The organism is Pseudomonas sp. GW821-FHT01A09, from assembly GCF_058986725.1.
Genome location: NZ_JBYSWB010000027.1, coordinates 72,102 through 87,298, shown reverse-complemented (window position 1 = coordinate 87,298; position 15,197 = coordinate 72,102). Strand labels below are relative to the sequence as shown.

General features: G+C 60.9%; 15 protein-coding genes and 1 rRNA gene. 10 read left to right on the top strand and 6 right to left on the bottom strand.

Annotation, left to right across the window (positions count from 1 at the left end; translation table 11 throughout):
• A 16S ribosomal RNA gene (locus tag AC3WJP_RS23890) occupies positions 1 to 543 on the bottom strand; the annotation flags it as partial.
• 661 nt (positions 544 to 1,204) lie between these two features.
• On the opposite strand from AC3WJP_RS23890, the gene rhtA reads away from it, so the two are divergent.
• The gene (rhtA, locus tag AC3WJP_RS23885; RefSeq protein WP_493723362.1) at positions 1,205 to 2,092 is read left to right on the top strand and encodes a threonine/homoserine exporter RhtA; all 888 of its coding nucleotides are present in this window, start codon (positions 1,205 to 1,207) and stop codon (positions 2,090 to 2,092) included.
• 7 nt (positions 2,093 to 2,099) lie between these two features.
• On the opposite strand, the gene AC3WJP_RS23880 is transcribed toward rhtA, so the two are convergent.
• Positions 2,100 to 3,908 (bottom strand): aminopeptidase P family protein, encoded by a 1,809-nt coding sequence (locus tag AC3WJP_RS23880; protein WP_493723361.1) that lies wholly within the window; start codon positions 3,906 to 3,908, stop codon positions 2,100 to 2,102.
• Positions 3,909 to 4,436: 528 nt separating this feature from the next.
• Between AC3WJP_RS23880 and AC3WJP_RS23875 the strand changes: the two genes are divergently transcribed.
• Genes AC3WJP_RS23875 through AC3WJP_RS23850 form a run of 6 tightly spaced genes read left to right on the top strand, consistent with a single transcriptional unit; the run spans position 4,437 to position 10,500 of the window.
• A complete protein-coding gene (locus AC3WJP_RS23875) occupies positions 4,437 to 7,355 on the top strand; it encodes a monovalent cation/H+ antiporter subunit A (protein ID WP_493723360.1) in 2,919 nt (972 codons plus the stop codon).
• Positions 7,355 to 7,699 carry a Na+/H+ antiporter subunit C gene (locus AC3WJP_RS23870; protein ID WP_493723359.1) on the top strand — a complete coding sequence of 115 codons (345 nt, stop codon included), beginning with the start codon at positions 7,355 to 7,357 and terminating at the stop codon, positions 7,697 to 7,699. The genes AC3WJP_RS23875 and AC3WJP_RS23870 overlap by 1 nt, the downstream gene beginning before the upstream one ends.
• On the top strand, positions 7,696 to 9,375 hold the full coding sequence (locus AC3WJP_RS23865) for a monovalent cation/H+ antiporter subunit D (RefSeq protein WP_493723358.1): 1,680 nt from the start codon (positions 7,696 to 7,698) through the stop codon (positions 9,373 to 9,375). Before AC3WJP_RS23870 ends, AC3WJP_RS23865 begins: the two co-directional genes overlap by 4 nt.
• Entirely contained in the window at positions 9,372 to 9,860 is a 489-nt protein-coding gene (locus AC3WJP_RS23860; protein ID WP_493723357.1) for a Na+/H+ antiporter subunit E, read from the top strand. The genes AC3WJP_RS23865 and AC3WJP_RS23860 overlap by 4 nt, the downstream gene beginning before the upstream one ends.
• Positions 9,857 to 10,135 (top strand): K+/H+ antiporter subunit F, encoded by a 279-nt coding sequence (locus AC3WJP_RS23855; RefSeq protein WP_493723356.1) that lies wholly within the window; start codon positions 9,857 to 9,859, stop codon positions 10,133 to 10,135. Before AC3WJP_RS23860 ends, AC3WJP_RS23855 begins: the two co-directional genes overlap by 4 nt.
• Entirely contained in the window at positions 10,132 to 10,500 is a 369-nt protein-coding gene (locus tag AC3WJP_RS23850) for a Na+/H+ antiporter subunit G (RefSeq protein WP_493723355.1), read from the top strand. The genes AC3WJP_RS23855 and AC3WJP_RS23850 overlap by 4 nt, the downstream gene beginning before the upstream one ends.
• Before the next feature lie 3 nt (positions 10,501 to 10,503).
• On the opposite strand, the gene AC3WJP_RS23845 is transcribed toward AC3WJP_RS23850, so the two are convergent.
• Complete coding sequence (locus tag AC3WJP_RS23845; protein WP_493723354.1) at positions 10,504 to 11,511, bottom strand: ABC transporter substrate-binding protein; 1,008 nt, start codon at positions 11,509 to 11,511, stop codon at positions 10,504 to 10,506.
• 109 nt (positions 11,512 to 11,620) lie between these two features.
• Positions 11,621 to 12,088 (bottom strand): hypothetical protein, encoded by a 468-nt coding sequence (locus AC3WJP_RS23840; protein ID WP_493723353.1) that lies wholly within the window; start codon positions 12,086 to 12,088, stop codon positions 11,621 to 11,623.
• Positions 12,089 to 12,436: 348 nt separating this feature from the next.
• On the opposite strand from AC3WJP_RS23840, the gene AC3WJP_RS23835 reads away from it, so the two are divergent.
• Positions 12,437 to 12,715 carry a hypothetical protein gene (locus AC3WJP_RS23835; RefSeq protein ID WP_493723352.1) on the top strand — a complete coding sequence of 93 codons (279 nt, stop codon included), beginning with the start codon at positions 12,437 to 12,439 and terminating at the stop codon, positions 12,713 to 12,715.
• Positions 12,716 to 12,781: 66 nt separating this feature from the next.
• Complete coding sequence (locus AC3WJP_RS23830) at positions 12,782 to 13,024, top strand: DUF2789 domain-containing protein (protein ID WP_493723351.1); 243 nt, start codon at positions 12,782 to 12,784, stop codon at positions 13,022 to 13,024.
• Between the two features lie 35 nt (positions 13,025 to 13,059).
• Here the strand turns inward: AC3WJP_RS23830 and AC3WJP_RS23825 are convergent, their stop codons facing one another.
• Entirely contained in the window at positions 13,060 to 13,317 is a 258-nt protein-coding gene (locus AC3WJP_RS23825; RefSeq protein ID WP_493723350.1) for a hypothetical protein, read from the bottom strand.
• A gap of 336 nt (positions 13,318 to 13,653) precedes the next feature.
• On the bottom strand, positions 13,654 to 14,058 hold the full coding sequence (locus AC3WJP_RS23820) for a TraR/DksA family transcriptional regulator (RefSeq protein ID WP_493723349.1): 405 nt from the start codon (positions 14,056 to 14,058) through the stop codon (positions 13,654 to 13,656).
• Between the two features lie 287 nt (positions 14,059 to 14,345).
• On the opposite strand from AC3WJP_RS23820, the gene efeU reads away from it, so the two are divergent.
• Positions 14,346 to 15,194, top strand: coding sequence for an iron uptake transporter permease EfeU (efeU, locus tag AC3WJP_RS23815; protein ID WP_493723348.1), 849 nt, complete (start codon positions 14,346 to 14,348; stop codon positions 15,192 to 15,194).
• Positions 15,195 to 15,197 lie beyond the last annotated feature (3 nt).

Below are 15,197 nucleotides of genomic sequence, written 5' to 3'. Positions count from 1 at the left end.
GCTTGCACCCTCTGTATTACCGCGGCTGCTGGCACAGAGTTAGCCGGTGCTTATTCTGTCGGTAACGTCAAAATTGCTTCGTATTAGGAAACAACCCTTCCTCCCAACTTAAAGTGCTTTACAATCCGAAGACCTTCTTCACACACGCGGCATGGCTGGATCAGGCTTTCGCCCATTGTCCAATATTCCCCACTGCTGCCTCCCGTAGGAGTCTGGACCGTGTCTCAGTTCCAGTGTGACTGATCATCCTCTCAGACCAGTTACGGATCGTCGCCTTGGTGAGCCATTACCTCACCAACTAGCTAATCCGACCTAGGCTCATCTGATAGCGCAAGGCCCGAAGGTCCCCTGCTTTCTCCCGTAGGACGTATGCGGTATTAGCGTTCCTTTCGAAACGTTGTCCCCCACTACCAGGCAGATTCCTAGGCATTACTCACCCGTCCGCCGCTGAATCGAAGAGCAAGCTCTTCTCATCCGCTCGACTTGCATGTGTTAGGCCTGCCGCCAGCGTTCAATCTGAGCCATGATCAAACTCTTCAGTTCAATACTGCAATTAGGTTTTGAGAAAACCTTATAAACTTGGCTCAGCAATCGTTGGTTACATCTTTGATTTCTCGCGGAGTAACTTATGATGCTGATAATCTGCTGACTATCAGTCTGAGCTCACAAGCACCCACACGAATTGCTTGATTCAGTTGTTAAAGAGCGGTGGGTTGATTCTTTCGTCTCAACCGAGGCGCGCATTCTACGCTAGCCTCACATCTTGTCAAGCGTTTATTTTGAAGTATTTCACTGGAAACCTGAACAACTTCAACCACTTGACTCGCTTCGATCTCTCGTTAGCGGGAGGCGAATTCTACAGCGTTTGAAACCGCTGTCAACCACCTTTTTCACCGCTTTCGATCTGCTTCATCGAAGCCCTGCCTCGCTATCTGAAACCTGTAACTCATTGATTAACAAGGAGTTTCAAGTTCCGACTGCGCCGGAAGTGGGGCGAATTATAGAGAGATTCAAACCCGCGTCAACCTCTTTTTGCGAAAGCGGCAAAACATAGCAAAATGACCCCGCAGCCGCCTTTTCCGCCCGCTTATGGACGGCGGCGTGCTACGGCTTCCAGAGTGCTGTCATTGCCCATCCGCGCAAGCTTGAGCATTATGGTCGGTTCAAGCTTGCCTACTGCCTCTTTATATAAGCACCAGCCCTCATGACCACAACAAGTCGTAGCCTCGCATCCACGCTTTATCCGATCGGTCTGTTATTGATCGCCATGGCGACCATCCAATCCGGTGCCTCCTTGGCGAAGGGGTTGTTTCCAGTGGTCGGAGCCCAGGGCGCTACCGCCTTGCGCCTGATCTTTTCCAGCATCATCCTGCTGGTGATCTTCAAGCCATGGCGCAGCCAATGGACCTTGCGTAGCCTGCGCAACATCCTGTTCTACGGAATGGCCCTTGGCTTCATGAACCTTCTTTATTACCTGGCCATTCGCACCGTGCCGCTGGGCATTGCGGTGGCACTCGAATTTACCGGGCCGCTGGCGGTGGCATTGTTCGCCTCACGCCGTGCCATCGATTTTGTCTGGATTGCCCTGGCGGTCATCGGCCTGGTCCTGCTGATGCCGGCGATGGATTCGCAGACCAGTCTCGACCCAGTGGGCATGGCCTACGCCCTAGGCGCCGGCGCCTGCTGGGCGGCCTATATCATCTTCGGCAAAAAGGCTGGGGATGACCATGGCGTGCAAGGCGCCGTACTGGGTGTAGTGGTGGCCGCGATCTTCGTCGTGCCGGTGGGTATCGTGCATGCGGGCTCGGCGCTGTTCAGCCTGCCACTGCTGCCTATCGGGATTGGCGTCGCGATCCTGTCGACTGCCATCCCTTATACCCTGGAAATGCTGGCCCTGACCCGCATGCCGGCACGCACGTTCAGCATCCTCATGAGCATCGAACCCGTGGCCGGCGCGCTGGCGGGCTTTCTGTTCCTCAGCGAGGTACTGACCTTGACCCAGTGGCTGGCGATCATCGCCATCATCGTCGCCTCGGTGGGCACCACCCTGACCTCGCAGAAAGAGCCGGCCACCACCCTGGCGGCCGACTGATGCGCTCTTAGAAGCGCTCGGTCCGCGCCTTCATCCACTCCAGCGCCGCCCCGGACAACAAGGGCGTCAGGCGCTGGCGAACTTCGGCGTGATAATCGTCCAGCCACAGGCGTTCCTCCCTGGACAACTCGTCTCGCAACAGGCAACGGGTGTCGATCGGGCACAGGGTCAAGGTTTCAAAACGCAGAAAGTCGCCAAACTCGCTCTTGCCCGCCTCTTGGGTCAACACCAGGTTCTCGATACGCACACCCCACAGCCCCGGCCGATAGGTGCCCGGCTCCACGGAGGTGATCATGCCTTGCTGCATCGCCGTCTGCGGACCGGGTGCGGCCTGATAGGCGATGACCTGGGGACCTTCATGCACATTGAGGAAATAGCCAACGCCATGGCCAGTGCCGTGACCGTAGTCGACGTTGTCGGCCCAGATCGGCGCTCGGGCGATCGCGTCCAGCAGCGGCGAAGCGATGCCCCGCGGAAACCGCGCCCGCGACAAGGCGATCATGCCCTTGAGCACCCGCGTGCAATCGCGGCGCTGCTCCTCGGTGGGCGAGCCGATCGGTACCATGCGGGTGATATCGGTAGTGCCCCCCAGGTACTGACCGCCGGAATCGATCAACAGCAAGCCGTCGCCTTCGAGCGTTGCATGGGACGCCGGCGTAGCACGGTAGTGCGGCATGGCGCCATTGGCGTTGAACGCTGCGATGGTGGCGAAGCTGGCGCTGATATAGTCCGGCCGCCGCGCACGGGCGGCGGTCAGTTGCTCGTCGATGGTGACCTCGGTAATGGTCTGCTCGCCCAGCGCCGACTCCAGCCAACTGAAGAACTCGCACAAGGCCGCGCCATCCTGCTCCATCGCCTGCCGCACATGGGCAGCCTCCACCTCGTTCTTGCGCGACTTGAACAAGGTGGTTGGATTGATGCCTTCGATCAACCGTACACTGGCCTGCAAGTGGCGAGTCAGGCCTACCGTGACCTTGGCCGGATCAAGCAATACGCTGGCCTGCGCAGGAACCGCCTCGAGGTCGGCACTGATATCGGCGTAGTCGCGAATCTCCACGCCTTGCTCCAGCAAGCTGGCCCGCAGCGGTTCGGCGATCTTGCCGGCCGCCACGTAAAGCCGGGCCACGCCCTCCCCCACCAACGCAAAAGCAAGGAACACCGGGTTGTAGGAAACGTCGGCACCACGCAGATTGAACAACCAGGCGATGTCGTCCAGCGTGGCGAGGAAATGCCAGTCTGCGCCCTTGTCCCGCAGCGCATCACGCAGGCGCGAAAGGCGCAGTTGCCGATGCTCACTGGCGAAGGGAGGCGCATGCTCGAACACTTCAGCGACCGGCAACGCGGGGCGGTCGAGCCACACATCACTCAACAGGTCGAGATCGGTGCGCAACGAAGCGCCACGCGCCGCCAGCTTGTCATTGAGACTGCGCGCGGCGGCCAACGCCATGACCGCACCATCGACCGCCACCGTGGCGCCTTGCGCCACGTTCTCAGGCAGCCATTCGAGCGCGCCGGGTTGGCCGCTCATGAGCTTCATCAAGGCGATACCGGTACCGGCAAGTTCCTTTTCGGCCTGCTCCCAGTAACGGCTGTCGACCCAGAGTCCGGCGAAATCGGCCGTGACCACGAGAGTGCCGACCGACCCATGGAAGCCGGACAGCCAGCGCCGCCCTTGCCAGTAACGTGGCAGGTATTCGGAAAGATGAGGGTCTGCCGATGGCACCAGCAGGGCGCTGACGCCTTGGCCCGCCATGACTTCACGGACCTGTGCCAGGCGCGCGGGCACCCGGGCATCGTTTGCAGAGGTTGTGCTCATAAGAATCTCCTGCGACTGCGGCGTGCCGTCTTTATAAAGAACCAGGCCGTCGATCATGAAGCAGGCTCGAAGCTTGAGCAACCGTTGCGCCGGTGACTAGCCGGTCAGCAGGGCAATGGTGAAAAAGATGACCAATAAGAGTGAAAGCGGCATGCGGGCCTCCCTGCGCCTGTTGAAAGATCAGAGGTGTGACGGAATGCGCACAGGCTACCGTCACGCCGTGCGCTGAAAAAATCATCTGACGTGATAGTGGTTATCGACCAGTAATGGCACCGCGCTAGGTTGGATAAACCGGTCGCATATAGGGGCGATGGCACGGCTCGCTCAGCCTCGAACCGAAATCGTCATCCAACTGGGCCTCGCAATCTTCAGGCGCCAGCTATGGTGGTAATGGATCGAACTTTGTAAAACCTTGTTATACAAAACCCACGCCATGGACCGGCTCGAAGCCCCGTTTAAGGCCTCGGCGAGTTGGTGATCGGGCCCCTGCCACGTATGATCGCTGGCATCCTTTTGCAGATGAATCCTATGTCTTTGATAGTTCTACTGCTTTTGCCCTTCCTGGGCAGTTGCGTGGCGGCCCTGCTGCCCCATAACGCGCGTAACGCCGAATCTCTGCTCGCCGGGCTGATCGCCTTGATCGGCACCGTGCAGGTTGCGCTGCTGTATCCGCATATCGCCAATGGCGGAGTGCTGCGCGAAGAGTTCACCTGGCTGCCAAGCCTGGGGATCAACCTGGTGCTGCGTCTGGACGGTTTCGCCTGGCTGTTTTCGCTGCTGGTGCTGGGCATCGGCACGCTGGTATCGATCTATGCCCGCTACTACATGTCGCCGCAGGATCCGGTACCGCGCTTTTTCGCCTTTTTTCTGGCATTCATGGGGGCGATGCTGGGCCTGGTGATTTCCGGCAACCTGATCCAGATCGTGTTCTTCTGGGAACTGACCAGCCTGTTCTCGTTCCTGTTGATCGGCTATTGGCACCATCGCAGCGATGCCCGCCGCGGCGCCTACATGGCCTTGACGGTCACCGGCGCCGGCGGCCTTTGCCTCTTGGTGGGCGCGTTGCTGCTGGGGCATATCGTCGGCAGCTATGATCTGGATCAGGTGCTGGCCGCTGGCGAGCAGATCCGCGCCAGCCATCTCTACCCTGTCATGCTGACCTTGGTGCTGCTGGGCGCCCTGAGCAAGAGCGCGCAATTCCCCTTCCACTTCTGGCTGCCCCATGCGATGGCGGCGCCGACCCCGGTTTCCGCCTATCTGCACTCGGCGACCATGGTCAAGGCCGGGGTTTTTCTGCTGGCTCGGCTGTGGCCGGCACTGTCCGGCAGCGAGCAGTGGTTCTGGATGGTCGGCGGCGCCGGTGCCTGCACTCTATTGCTTGGCGCCTATTGCGCGATGTTCCAGACCGATCTCAAGGGCCTGCTGGCCTACTCGACCATCAGCCATCTGGGGCTGATCACCCTGCTGCTGGGGCTCAACAGCCCGCTGGCAGCAGTGGCCGCGGTATTCCACATTCTCAACCACGCGACCTTCAAAGCCTCGCTGTTCATGGCCGCCGGCATCATCGACCACGAAAGTGGCACCCGTGATATCCGCCGCCTCAGCGGACTGTTCCGGCTGATGCCATTCACCGCAACGCTGGCCATGGTCGCCAGCGCCGCCATGGCCGGGGTGCCGCTGATGAACGGCTTCCTGTCCAAAGAGATGTTCTTCGCCGAAACCGTGTTCATCAGCGCCACCGCCTGGGTCGAATACGCCCTGCCGGTGATCGCGACCCTGGCGGGCACCTTCAGCGTGGTGTACTCACTGCGTTTTACCGTCGACGTGTTTTTCGGCCCGCCAGCCACCGACCTGCCGCACACCCCTCACGAACCCCCGCGCTGGATGCGTGTGCCGGTGGAACTGCTGGTGCTGGCCTGCCTGGTGGTCGGCGTGCTGCCCGCGCTCTCGGTGGGCGCCATACTGGCGACCGCCGCGCAGCCGGTGGTGGGCGATACCCTACCCGAATACAGCCTGGCCATCTGGCACGGGCTGAATGCGCCGATGATCATGAGCCTCATCGCCATGTCGGCGGGCATCCTGATCTACCTGCTGCTGCGCAAACCCTTCAAGCGCGGCCACCTCGACCGTACGCCATTGATTGGCCGCCTGAGCGGCAGACGCCTGTTCGAGCGCTTGCTGGTCAGTCTGATGCGCGGCGCGCGGCGGCTGGAGCGGCGCATCAGCACTCGCCGCCTGCAGACGCAACTGTTCATGCTCGTAGCGGTAGCCTTGCTGGCGGCTTTGCTGCCGATGCTCGACAGCGGGCTGAGCTGGGGCTCTCGACCGAAGATTCCGGGCTCCGGTGTATTCGTTACGTTGTGGCTGATCGCGATCGCCTGTGCCCTGGGCGCCGCCTGGCAAGCCAAGTATCACCGGCTGGCGGCGCTGACCATGGTCAGTGTCTGCGGCTTGATGACCTGCATTACTTTCGTGTGGTTTTCGGCCCCGGACCTGGCATTAACTCAGTTGGTGGTCGAAGTGGTCACCACCGTGCTGATCCTGCTGGGCTTGCGCTGGCTGCCAAGGCGCATTGAAAATGTCCCGCCGACCCTAGCCCGGCAAGGCAAGGCGCGGGTGCGCCGAGTGCGCGACCTGTTGCTGGCCGGACTGGCAGGTGGCGGCATGGCGTTGCTGTCGTACGCCATGCTGACTCGCCCTACGCCCAACCACATCTCGTCTTTCTACCTACGCCAGGCGCTTCCCGAAGGTGGCGGCACCAACGTGGTGAACGTCATGCTGGTGGATTTCCGCGGCCTCGATACGCTGGGTGAAATCACCGTGCTGGCGGTGGTCTCTCTGGTCGTCTTCGCCCTGCTGCGGCGGTTCCGCCCGCCAAAGGAGAGCATGCAGTTGCCCGCGCAACAGCGGCTGCTGGCGCCCGATGTGGTCACCGACTTGATCAACCCGCGCAGCGCCAGCGACACCGCACTGGGCTTCATGATGGTACCGGCGCTGCTGGTGCGCCTGCTGCTGCCGATAGCGCTGGTGATTTCCATGTACCTGTTCATGCGCGGCCACAACCAGCCCGGTGGCGGCTTCGTGGCCGGGCTGGTGATGTCGGTGGCGTTCATTCTGCAGTACATGGTGGCGGGTACGCAGTGGGTCGAGGCGCGCATGAGCCTGCGCCCCTTGCGCTGGCTCGGTACCGGGCTGCTGTGCGCTGCGGCGACGGGTATCGGTTCGTTGTATTTCGGCTATCCATTCCTGACCACCCACACCGCCCACCTGCATCTGCCACTGTTGGGTGACCTGCACGTGGCCAGCGCGCTGTTCTTCGACATCGGCGTCTATACCGTGGTGGTCGGCTCGACGCTGTTGATTCTGACCGCCCTGGCGCACCAGTCGGTGCGCAGTCATCGGCCGTCGAGCCTGCCGCGTTCCGTTGCACCGAAAGGAGTCGCCTGATGGAAGAAGTCATCGCAATCGCCATTGGCGTCCTGGCCGCGTCAGGCGTCTGGCTGATCCTGCGCCCGCGGACCTTCCAGGTGGTCATGGGCCTGTGCCTGCTGTCCTATGGAGTCAATCTGTTCATTTTCAGCATGGGCAGCCTGTTCATCGGCCGCGAGCCGATCGTCAAGGACGGCGTCCCCCAGGACCTCCTGCACTACACCGATCCGCTGCCGCAGGCGCTGGTGCTCACCGCCATCGTCATCAGCTTCGCCATGACGGCATTGTTCCTGGTGGTACTGCTGGCCTCGCGAGGCTTGACCGGCACCGACCACGTCGACGGTCGGGAGCCTCAGGAATGACTGCAATGCCAACCCTGATCATCCTGCCCATCCTGCTGCCGTTGCTGACTGCGGCAGTGATGATGCTGCTCGGCGAGAAACACCGACCGCTGAAGGCGCGGATCAACCTGCTGTCGACTCTCGCGGGCCTGCTCACGGCAGTGCTGCTGATGGCGCAGGTACAGCACGGCAGCAGCTCGATCGGTGTCTACCTGCCCGGCAACTGGGAGGCGCCCTTCGGCATCGTGCTGGTGGCCGACCGCCTGGCCGCGTTGATGATGGTTCTCACCGGGATCATCGCCAGCTGTGCGCTGCTGTTCGCCATGGCCCGCTGGGACCGCGCCGGCTCGAGCTTTCATGCGATGTTCCAGATCCAGTTGATGGGCTTGTACGGTGCCTTCCTGACCGGCGATCTATTCAACCTGTTCGTGTTCTTCGAAGTACTGCTGGCGGCTTCCTACGGTTTGATGCTGCACGGTTCGGGGCGCGCTCGGGTATCGGCCGGCATGCACTACATCGCGATCAATCTGCTGGCCTCGTCGTTGTTCCTGATCGGCGCGGCGATGATATACGGCGTCACCGGCACCCTGAACATGGCCGATCTGGCGATCAAGATCCCTCAGGTGGCCGCCGCAGACCGCGGCTTGCTGCATGCGGGTGCGGCGATTCTGGCCACGGCGTTCCTCGCCAAGGCGGGCATGTGGCCACTGAACTTCTGGCTGCTGCCTGCCTATTCCAGCGCCAGCGCGCCGGTGGCCGCCTTGTTCGCGATCATGACCAAGGTCGGCCTGTACACGGTGCTGCGGTTATGGACACTGCTGTTTTCCGACGAGGCCGGCGCCTCCGCGCATTTTGGCGGCGAGTGGCTGGTCATTGGCGGACTGGCGACCATTGCCTGCGCGGCGGTGTCGATCCTGGCGGCGCAACGCCTGGAGCGCATGGCCAGCCTGAGCATCCTGGTCTCGGCGGGTACCTTGCTCGCCGCTATCGGCTTCGGCCAGCAACGACTCATGGGAGCGGCGCTGTTCTATCTGGTGAGCTCGACGCTGGCGTTGTGCGCACTGTTTTTGCTGGCCGAACTGATCGAGCGTTCACGCTCGGCCAACGATATCGCCATGGAAGACGACAGTGACGCCCTGCCCCGTGCTCAGGAGTCCTTGCACCCGCCCAAGGGCATTAACCTGGACGATGAGCAGAAGGCCGTTGTCGGTCAGGTCATCCCCTGGACCATGGCCTTCCTGGGCCTGAGCTTTATCGCCTGCGTGCTGTTGATCGTTGGCATGCCACCCTTGTCCGGCTTCATCGGCAAGCTCAACCTGATCAGTGCGCTGTTCAATCCCCATGGCCTGGACGTTCCCGGCCAGGCGCCGTCGATCGCAGGCTGGCTGTTCATTGCCTTGCTGGTGGTGTCGGGGCTGGCCTCGCTGATGGGCTTGACCCGGCTCGCCATCCAGCGTTTCTGGACGCCACAGGATCGCCCCTCGCCCCTGCTGCGACGCAACGAATGCATTCCCATCGTCATCTTGCTGGCGTTGTCGGTGGTCATGACGCTCAAGGCCGAACCAGTGTTGCGTTACACCCAGGACACTGCCGCCGAGCTTGACCATTCGTCTCGCTATGTCGAGGCGGTGCTGGGCAGCAAGGCGCGCCCAGGCCCGCTCGCCACCACAGCAGCACGCACGGGAGAAACGCCATGAAGCGCCTGTTTCCCGCGCCCCTGCTCTCTGTCGCCTTGCTGCTGCTCTGGCTGTTGCTGAATTTGTCGCTGAGCGCTGGGCAAGTATTGCTTGGCGTGTTGTTCGGCATCCTGGCGCCGCTGCTGATGGCGCCCTTGCGCCCCTCCCATCCCCATATCCGCCGGCCCTTTACCGTGCTGCGTCTGTTGGCCCGGGTGGGTATGGACCTGGTGGTGTCCAACCTGCAGGTCGGCTGGCAGGTCTGGAACCTCGGCCGACGTCCACCGCGCTCGGTGTTCGTCAAAGTGCCGCTGGACCTGCGCGACCCGGCCGGGCTGGCGACACTGTCGATAGTCTGCACCGTCATCCCCGGCACCGTCTGGTCCGAACTGGCGCTGGACCGCAGCCTGTTGCTGATGCATGTCTTCGACCTCGAGGATGAAGCGCGCTTCATCGCCCATTTCAAGGCCACCTACGAACGCCCGCTGATGGAGATCTTCCAATGAGCCCGCTGCTCGACCACGCCATTCTGGTAAGTCTGTGCGTGTTCGCACTGGCCATGCTGCTTACGCTGATCAGGCTGTTTCGCGGCCCCTCGGCACAGGACCGGGTACTGGCCCTGGATTATCTGTACGTGTTGGCGATGCTGATGATGCTGGTATTGGGGATTCGCTATGCCAGTGACACCTACTTCGAGGCCGCCTTGCTGATCGCCCTGTTCGGCTTCGTCGGCTCGTTCGCCCTGGCCAAATTCCTGTTACGTGGAGAAGTGATCGAATGACCGACGTCATCTCGCTGCCGATGTGGGTCGAAGTACTCACTGCCGCCCTGCTGGTGGCGAGCAGTCTGTTCGCCCTCAGTGGGGCGCTGGGGTTGCTGCGCCTGAAGGATTTCTTTCAACGCATGCATCCGCCCGCCCTGGCCTCCACCCTGGGGGTATGGTGCGTGGCCCTGGCCTCGATCCTGTACTTTTCAGCACTCAAGCACAGCCTGGTACTGCACGCGCTGCTGATTCCGATCCTGCTGGCAATCACGATGCCGATCACCACCTTGCTGCTGGCCAGAGCCGCCCTGTTTCGCAAGCGCATGGCCAAGGAGCAAGTGCCAGAGGAAATCAGCAGCCGCGATTCATCCGGGGGCGCCTGAACACTATTTGAGCGCCGCGGCCACCTTGTCGGCGACCTCAGCGGGCAACCAGGCACGCCACAATGCCGGCTGCTCGCGCATGAAGCTCTCCGCCGCCTCGCGAGGCTGACGATGATGCTCGCTCATATCCGCCAGCGCTTTGTTCAGCGGATCGATGGGGATCTGCACCTTGGTGAAGACCGCGGCGATCTGCGGATATTGCTGCTCGAATGGCACTGACACGCCGATCGACAGCTTGGAGGCCAGTGAGCGAGTTGGCTTGGGATTGGGATTGTCGGCGTCGGTGAGGGTCTTCCACGCCTCGGCATCGAAAGGCGGTTCTTCCAGCTGAATCAACTTGTAGCGCCCAAGCAATGGCGTCGGCGACCAGTAGTAGAACAGCACCGGCTTGCCACGACGTATGGACGAGGCGACCTCGGCATCCAGGGCTGCGCCGGAACCGCTGCGGAAATTATTGTAGGTGTCGGTCAAACCATAAGCCTTGAGCTTCTGCGCGTTGACCACTTCAGAGGTCCAGCCGATCGGGCTGTTGAGAAACCGGCCCTTGTCCGGTGCCTCCGGGTCCTTGAACACATCCTTGTAGCGCGGCAGATCGCTGACACTGTGCAGATCCGGCGCCAGCGGCTTGATACCTCGGGCTGCATCGCCCTTGATCACGTACTCCGGCACCCACCAGCCTTCAGTGGCGCCGACGACGATATCCCCGAGCCCCTTGACCTTGCCATCGGCCTCGGCCTTGACCCACACCGGGCTGCGGCCAGCCCATTCCTCGCCGATGACCTGGATGTCGTTTTTCGCCAGGGCCGTTTCCAGGGTGATGGTGGTGCCAGGCAAGGTGTCGGTCGGCAGCTCATAGCCCTTTTCGACGATCACCCGCAGGATCTCGGTGATCAGGCTGCCGCTCTCCCAGTTAAGGTCGGCAAAATGCACGGGGGCCGAAGCGGCCTGCGCGGGTGCCTGAGTGACCAGGGCGATCAGCGCAGCGGCCAGCAGCGTGCGTAGTCCTTTCATGCTCGTCTTCCTCGAATGTCGGTGGGCATTCATTCAGTCCACAGACTGTAGACGAGGTTCCTTCAGGCGAGCCACCTTTGAGTTTGCCGAATAGATTGCCACGGCACGCTTACTCGCTGGGCTTGAACGTCAGCTCACCCTTGCGCCACTTCGCCGCCTTGCTCGAGGCCGCCTTGAGCGTCTTGGCCAGGCCGAGCTGCAACTGCTCGTGCGCGGCGAACACCATGACCACGGTCTGCCCTTCCTTGAACACGATGCCATGACCCTCGGCGCTATCGACGAAGGCGTATTCGCCCAGACCATAGACCGTCAGCTTGATATCGCGGAACTTGATCTCGAACTTGCCACCTTCACGGCTCGGCAATACCGCAGCGCGAAAGTGATCGCCTACCTTGAGTTCGAGTCGCTGTTTGTCATCGACCACCAAAGCGGTCTGCGTATCGATTTCAGCCATATAAAGGCCTTCGGCGGTCTGCTCGGTGACATAGACAAAACGCGATTGAAACTGCTTGACCAACTTAGCGCGCAAATCGCCCAGTACGAAAAGGGCGTGCATATCCAGATTACTTACTGCCAATGAAAGGTCTCCCCAGATGAAAAACCGTCGCTCTGCGAAGCGGCTCGATCGCCGGTTCGCGCGCCACAGCGGACACAACTGACCCCAAGGGCCAACCGATGAAGATTAAAGGAAATGAAGCTTCGATTACCGCCTGCGCAACGTCTCGACATAAAACCGGCTGCTCAGAACTTTCCTACAGCAGGCCGAAGCCTCTGTCAGAATTTTCGGCAGAATACTGCAAGTAGAAAAGAATTTTCCGACATTCAGCACCCGAAAAACATGAGATAGATAAACCCATGGCTGCCCCTCTCGTCTGGCGGCCACCTCTATCTGATTGCCCAGCCTGAATATGGAGTGCGCACAACCATGCCAGAAACCTACAAAAACCACCGTCCAACCCCGGAACGGGATTCGCCATCCGCCCTTTACGCCCACTATCCAACGGTCGCCAAGGGCCCTGGTCCGGGGCTGCCCGCGTATCGGGTGATCCCTGCCGGGAAGGCGTTCTATCATGTCGTGGAAACCGCCACCAACCGGGTCATCGGCTATCGCCGCCAGCACGCCGATGCCTGCGCGCTGGCCCGGCAGCTGGAAACTGGCGAGCCGGACGAACAAACGCATATTCAAGAGAACTCTGGCGCTTAGCGTAGTTCCAATCCCACAACAGCGACACAATCAACCATCTGCGGCATAGCCTGCCGAGGAGTCGACATGGAACTGCAAAACAACGATCTGGGCACTCTGTTCCAGCAACTCAATCTGGAAAGCGACCCCGAGAGCATCGACGCCTTCATTGCCAGTCATCAGCTCAGTGACGACGTGAAACTGGTCGATGCAGACTTTTGGTCACCAGCCCAGGCGGCCTTTCTCAAGGAACAACTGCGTGAAGACGCCGATTGGGCAATGACGGTCGACGAACTCAACGTACGCCTTCACGAAACCCCGCAGCAGTAAACCTGGGTCGCCCTGCGACCTGGGTATCGAAACGCCTAACGCTTGAGCGCGGTGCCCACCCCGATATCGTCGAGCTCGCCGTCAACGGCGGCCTGCTCCTCGATGCTTTCAAGCAAGCCGAACATGGTCCGCCAGGCGCTACGGCATTCCTCAGCCTCGACCCGACTGCCAAACGCAGTTCCGCGCTGCTCGCCATTGACGAGTACCACCCAGCACACCTTGTGGCCTTGGTTGCGCAGGGCCTGAGGCACCCCGCTGCCGATCATCACGGCAATATCGATCTTGCACTGCATGACCTCCCTCCCGAGATTTCATAGCTAGCTAACGATACGTCCATGATAGAGAGATATTCCCTGAGGAAACAGCACCTTGCAGCACAGCAGCATTACCGCTGACGCAACAATGGGTGTGCGAGCGCGCGATGCATGGCGCAGTGCCGATGGACTTGAAAGGTTATCGGCAGGGTCGGCGTTGTATTGAGCGACTGTGATCAGCGCCAGGCCATCATATAGCCATTATCTACCGTTGCCTGTACTCAGGCAACGGCATTTGCAACACGCCGATAAGCAGGAGGAGGACAGAGGATATCCGCTCCGGTGGTGATCGCTAGACTATGACTCAGCGCGGCCTCAAGCCTGACGCTGGTGTCGATCGATCTGTTCGTGGCGCTCTTGAGCTTCGATGCAGTACTTGGTGGTCGGGCTGATCAGCAGGCGCTTGAGACCGATCGGCTCGCCGCTGTCGTCGCACCAGCCGAAGCTGTCATCGGCAATGCGCCCAAGGGCCATTTCCAGTTGCGGAAGCAGGCGCTGGTCGCGATCGATCACATTGACCAGCCAGTGGCGCTCTTCTTCTACCGAAGCGGCATCGGCAGGATCGGCCGGCGTGTCCAGGCTCTCGATAGCTACACGGCTCTGCTCGATGCGCTCATGGGTCTCGACCTTCATGGCCTGCAACAGCTCCGTGAAGTAGGCCAGTTGCTCGGCATTCATGTAGTCATCAGCCGGCATGGCCAGCAACTTTTCCTTTGTCATTGATTTCTCTATAAAAAATACGTGCATTCAGGCGAATCGTGGTGCGTGTCGAGGGCAGGCCCTCGGCATGCGGCAATCTCCAAGCGCCAGCCGGCACTCATTTATGAGGGGCGGCAGTCTAAGGCGGCTTCATCCGCGCAGCAATAGCGTTGTCGGCTCAATTGACCAATAACCCTTCTGCAGGCAGCAAAGGCGGCGTTCGGCAGATGAAAAATGGTGGCGAGTGTTCAATAATGAGTCTCATTATGTTACAAGTTAGCATCCTTATTACTATCTCCTGGTGTTCGATGCTCGTTCCGTTCCTAATCATGCTGCGCGAAGGTATTGAAGCCGCCTTGGTCGTCGGCATCATCGCCAGTTACCTGAAGCAGACCGGCCGCGGCCAATGGATGCCTGCCGTGTGGGTCGGCGTGTTTCTCGCCGTGGCCCTGTCGCTGCTGGTGGGCGGTGGCCTGGAACTGGTCAGCGCGGAATTCCCGCAGCGCCAGCAGGAACTGTTCGAAAGCGTGATCGGCATCGTCGCGGTGATTTTTCTGTGCACCATGGTCACTTGGATGCGCAAGGTGTCCCACTCGATCAAGCACTCGCTGCACGCCTCCCTCGATCAAGCGCTGGCCGGTTCCCAGAACCAGGTCTACGCATTGATCGGCATGGTGTTCTTCTCGGTCGCCCGCGAAGGGCTCGAAACAGTGTTCTTCCTGCTGGCCGTGTTCCAGCAGAGCACCGGCGCTTCGGCGCCCCTGGGGGCCCTGCTGGGTCTGATCTGCGCAGTGATCGTCGGTCTGGCGCTTTACAACGGCAGCATGCGCTTGAACCTCGGCGCGTTCTTCCGCTGGACCAGTCTGTTCATTCTGTTCGTCGCCGGCGGCATTCTCTCCAATTCGGTGCGTTCGCTGCATGAAGCGGGCGTGTGGAATTCCCTGCAGGACGTGGTCTTCGACATCAGCGCCATCCTGCCGATGGACGGCCCGGTCGGCTCGGTCCTGTCCGGCATGTTCGGTTATCAGGACGCCCCGACCGTAAGCGTTTTGGGCGCCTACCTGATCTTCATGACCGTGGCCTTGGTGCTGTTCTTCATGCCGGCGCCCAGGCGCGTCGCCGTTTCTGCCAACAAACCCTCTGTTTCGCATCAATAAGGC

Coding starts and splice junctions, on each gene's coding strand:
- rhtA (WP_493723362.1), top strand. CDS start 1,205: ATGACCACAACAAGTCGTAGCCTCGCATCCACGCTTTATCCGATCGGT.
- AC3WJP_RS23880 (WP_493723361.1), bottom strand. CDS start 3,908: ATGAGCACAACCTCTGCAAACGATGCCCGGGTGCCCGCGCGCCTGGCA.
- AC3WJP_RS23875 (WP_493723360.1), top strand. CDS start 4,437: ATGTCTTTGATAGTTCTACTGCTTTTGCCCTTCCTGGGCAGTTGCGTG.
- AC3WJP_RS23870 (WP_493723359.1), top strand. CDS start 7,355: ATGGAAGAAGTCATCGCAATCGCCATTGGCGTCCTGGCCGCGTCAGGC.
- AC3WJP_RS23865 (WP_493723358.1), top strand. CDS start 7,696: ATGACTGCAATGCCAACCCTGATCATCCTGCCCATCCTGCTGCCGTTG.
- AC3WJP_RS23860 (WP_493723357.1), top strand. CDS start 9,372: ATGAAGCGCCTGTTTCCCGCGCCCCTGCTCTCTGTCGCCTTGCTGCTG.
- AC3WJP_RS23855 (WP_493723356.1), top strand. CDS start 9,857: ATGAGCCCGCTGCTCGACCACGCCATTCTGGTAAGTCTGTGCGTGTTC.
- AC3WJP_RS23850 (WP_493723355.1), top strand. CDS start 10,132: ATGACCGACGTCATCTCGCTGCCGATGTGGGTCGAAGTACTCACTGCC.
- AC3WJP_RS23845 (WP_493723354.1), bottom strand. CDS start 11,511: ATGAAAGGACTACGCACGCTGCTGGCCGCTGCGCTGATCGCCCTGGTC.
- AC3WJP_RS23835 (WP_493723352.1), top strand. CDS start 12,437: ATGCCAGAAACCTACAAAAACCACCGTCCAACCCCGGAACGGGATTCG.
- AC3WJP_RS23830 (WP_493723351.1), top strand. CDS start 12,782: ATGGAACTGCAAAACAACGATCTGGGCACTCTGTTCCAGCAACTCAAT.
- AC3WJP_RS23825 (WP_493723350.1), bottom strand. CDS start 13,317: ATGCAGTGCAAGATCGATATTGCCGTGATGATCGGCAGCGGGGTGCCT.
- AC3WJP_RS23820 (WP_493723349.1), bottom strand. CDS start 14,058: ATGACAAAGGAAAAGTTGCTGGCCATGCCGGCTGATGACTACATGAAT.
- efeU (WP_493723348.1), top strand. CDS start 14,346: ATGCTCGTTCCGTTCCTAATCATGCTGCGCGAAGGTATTGAAGCCGCC.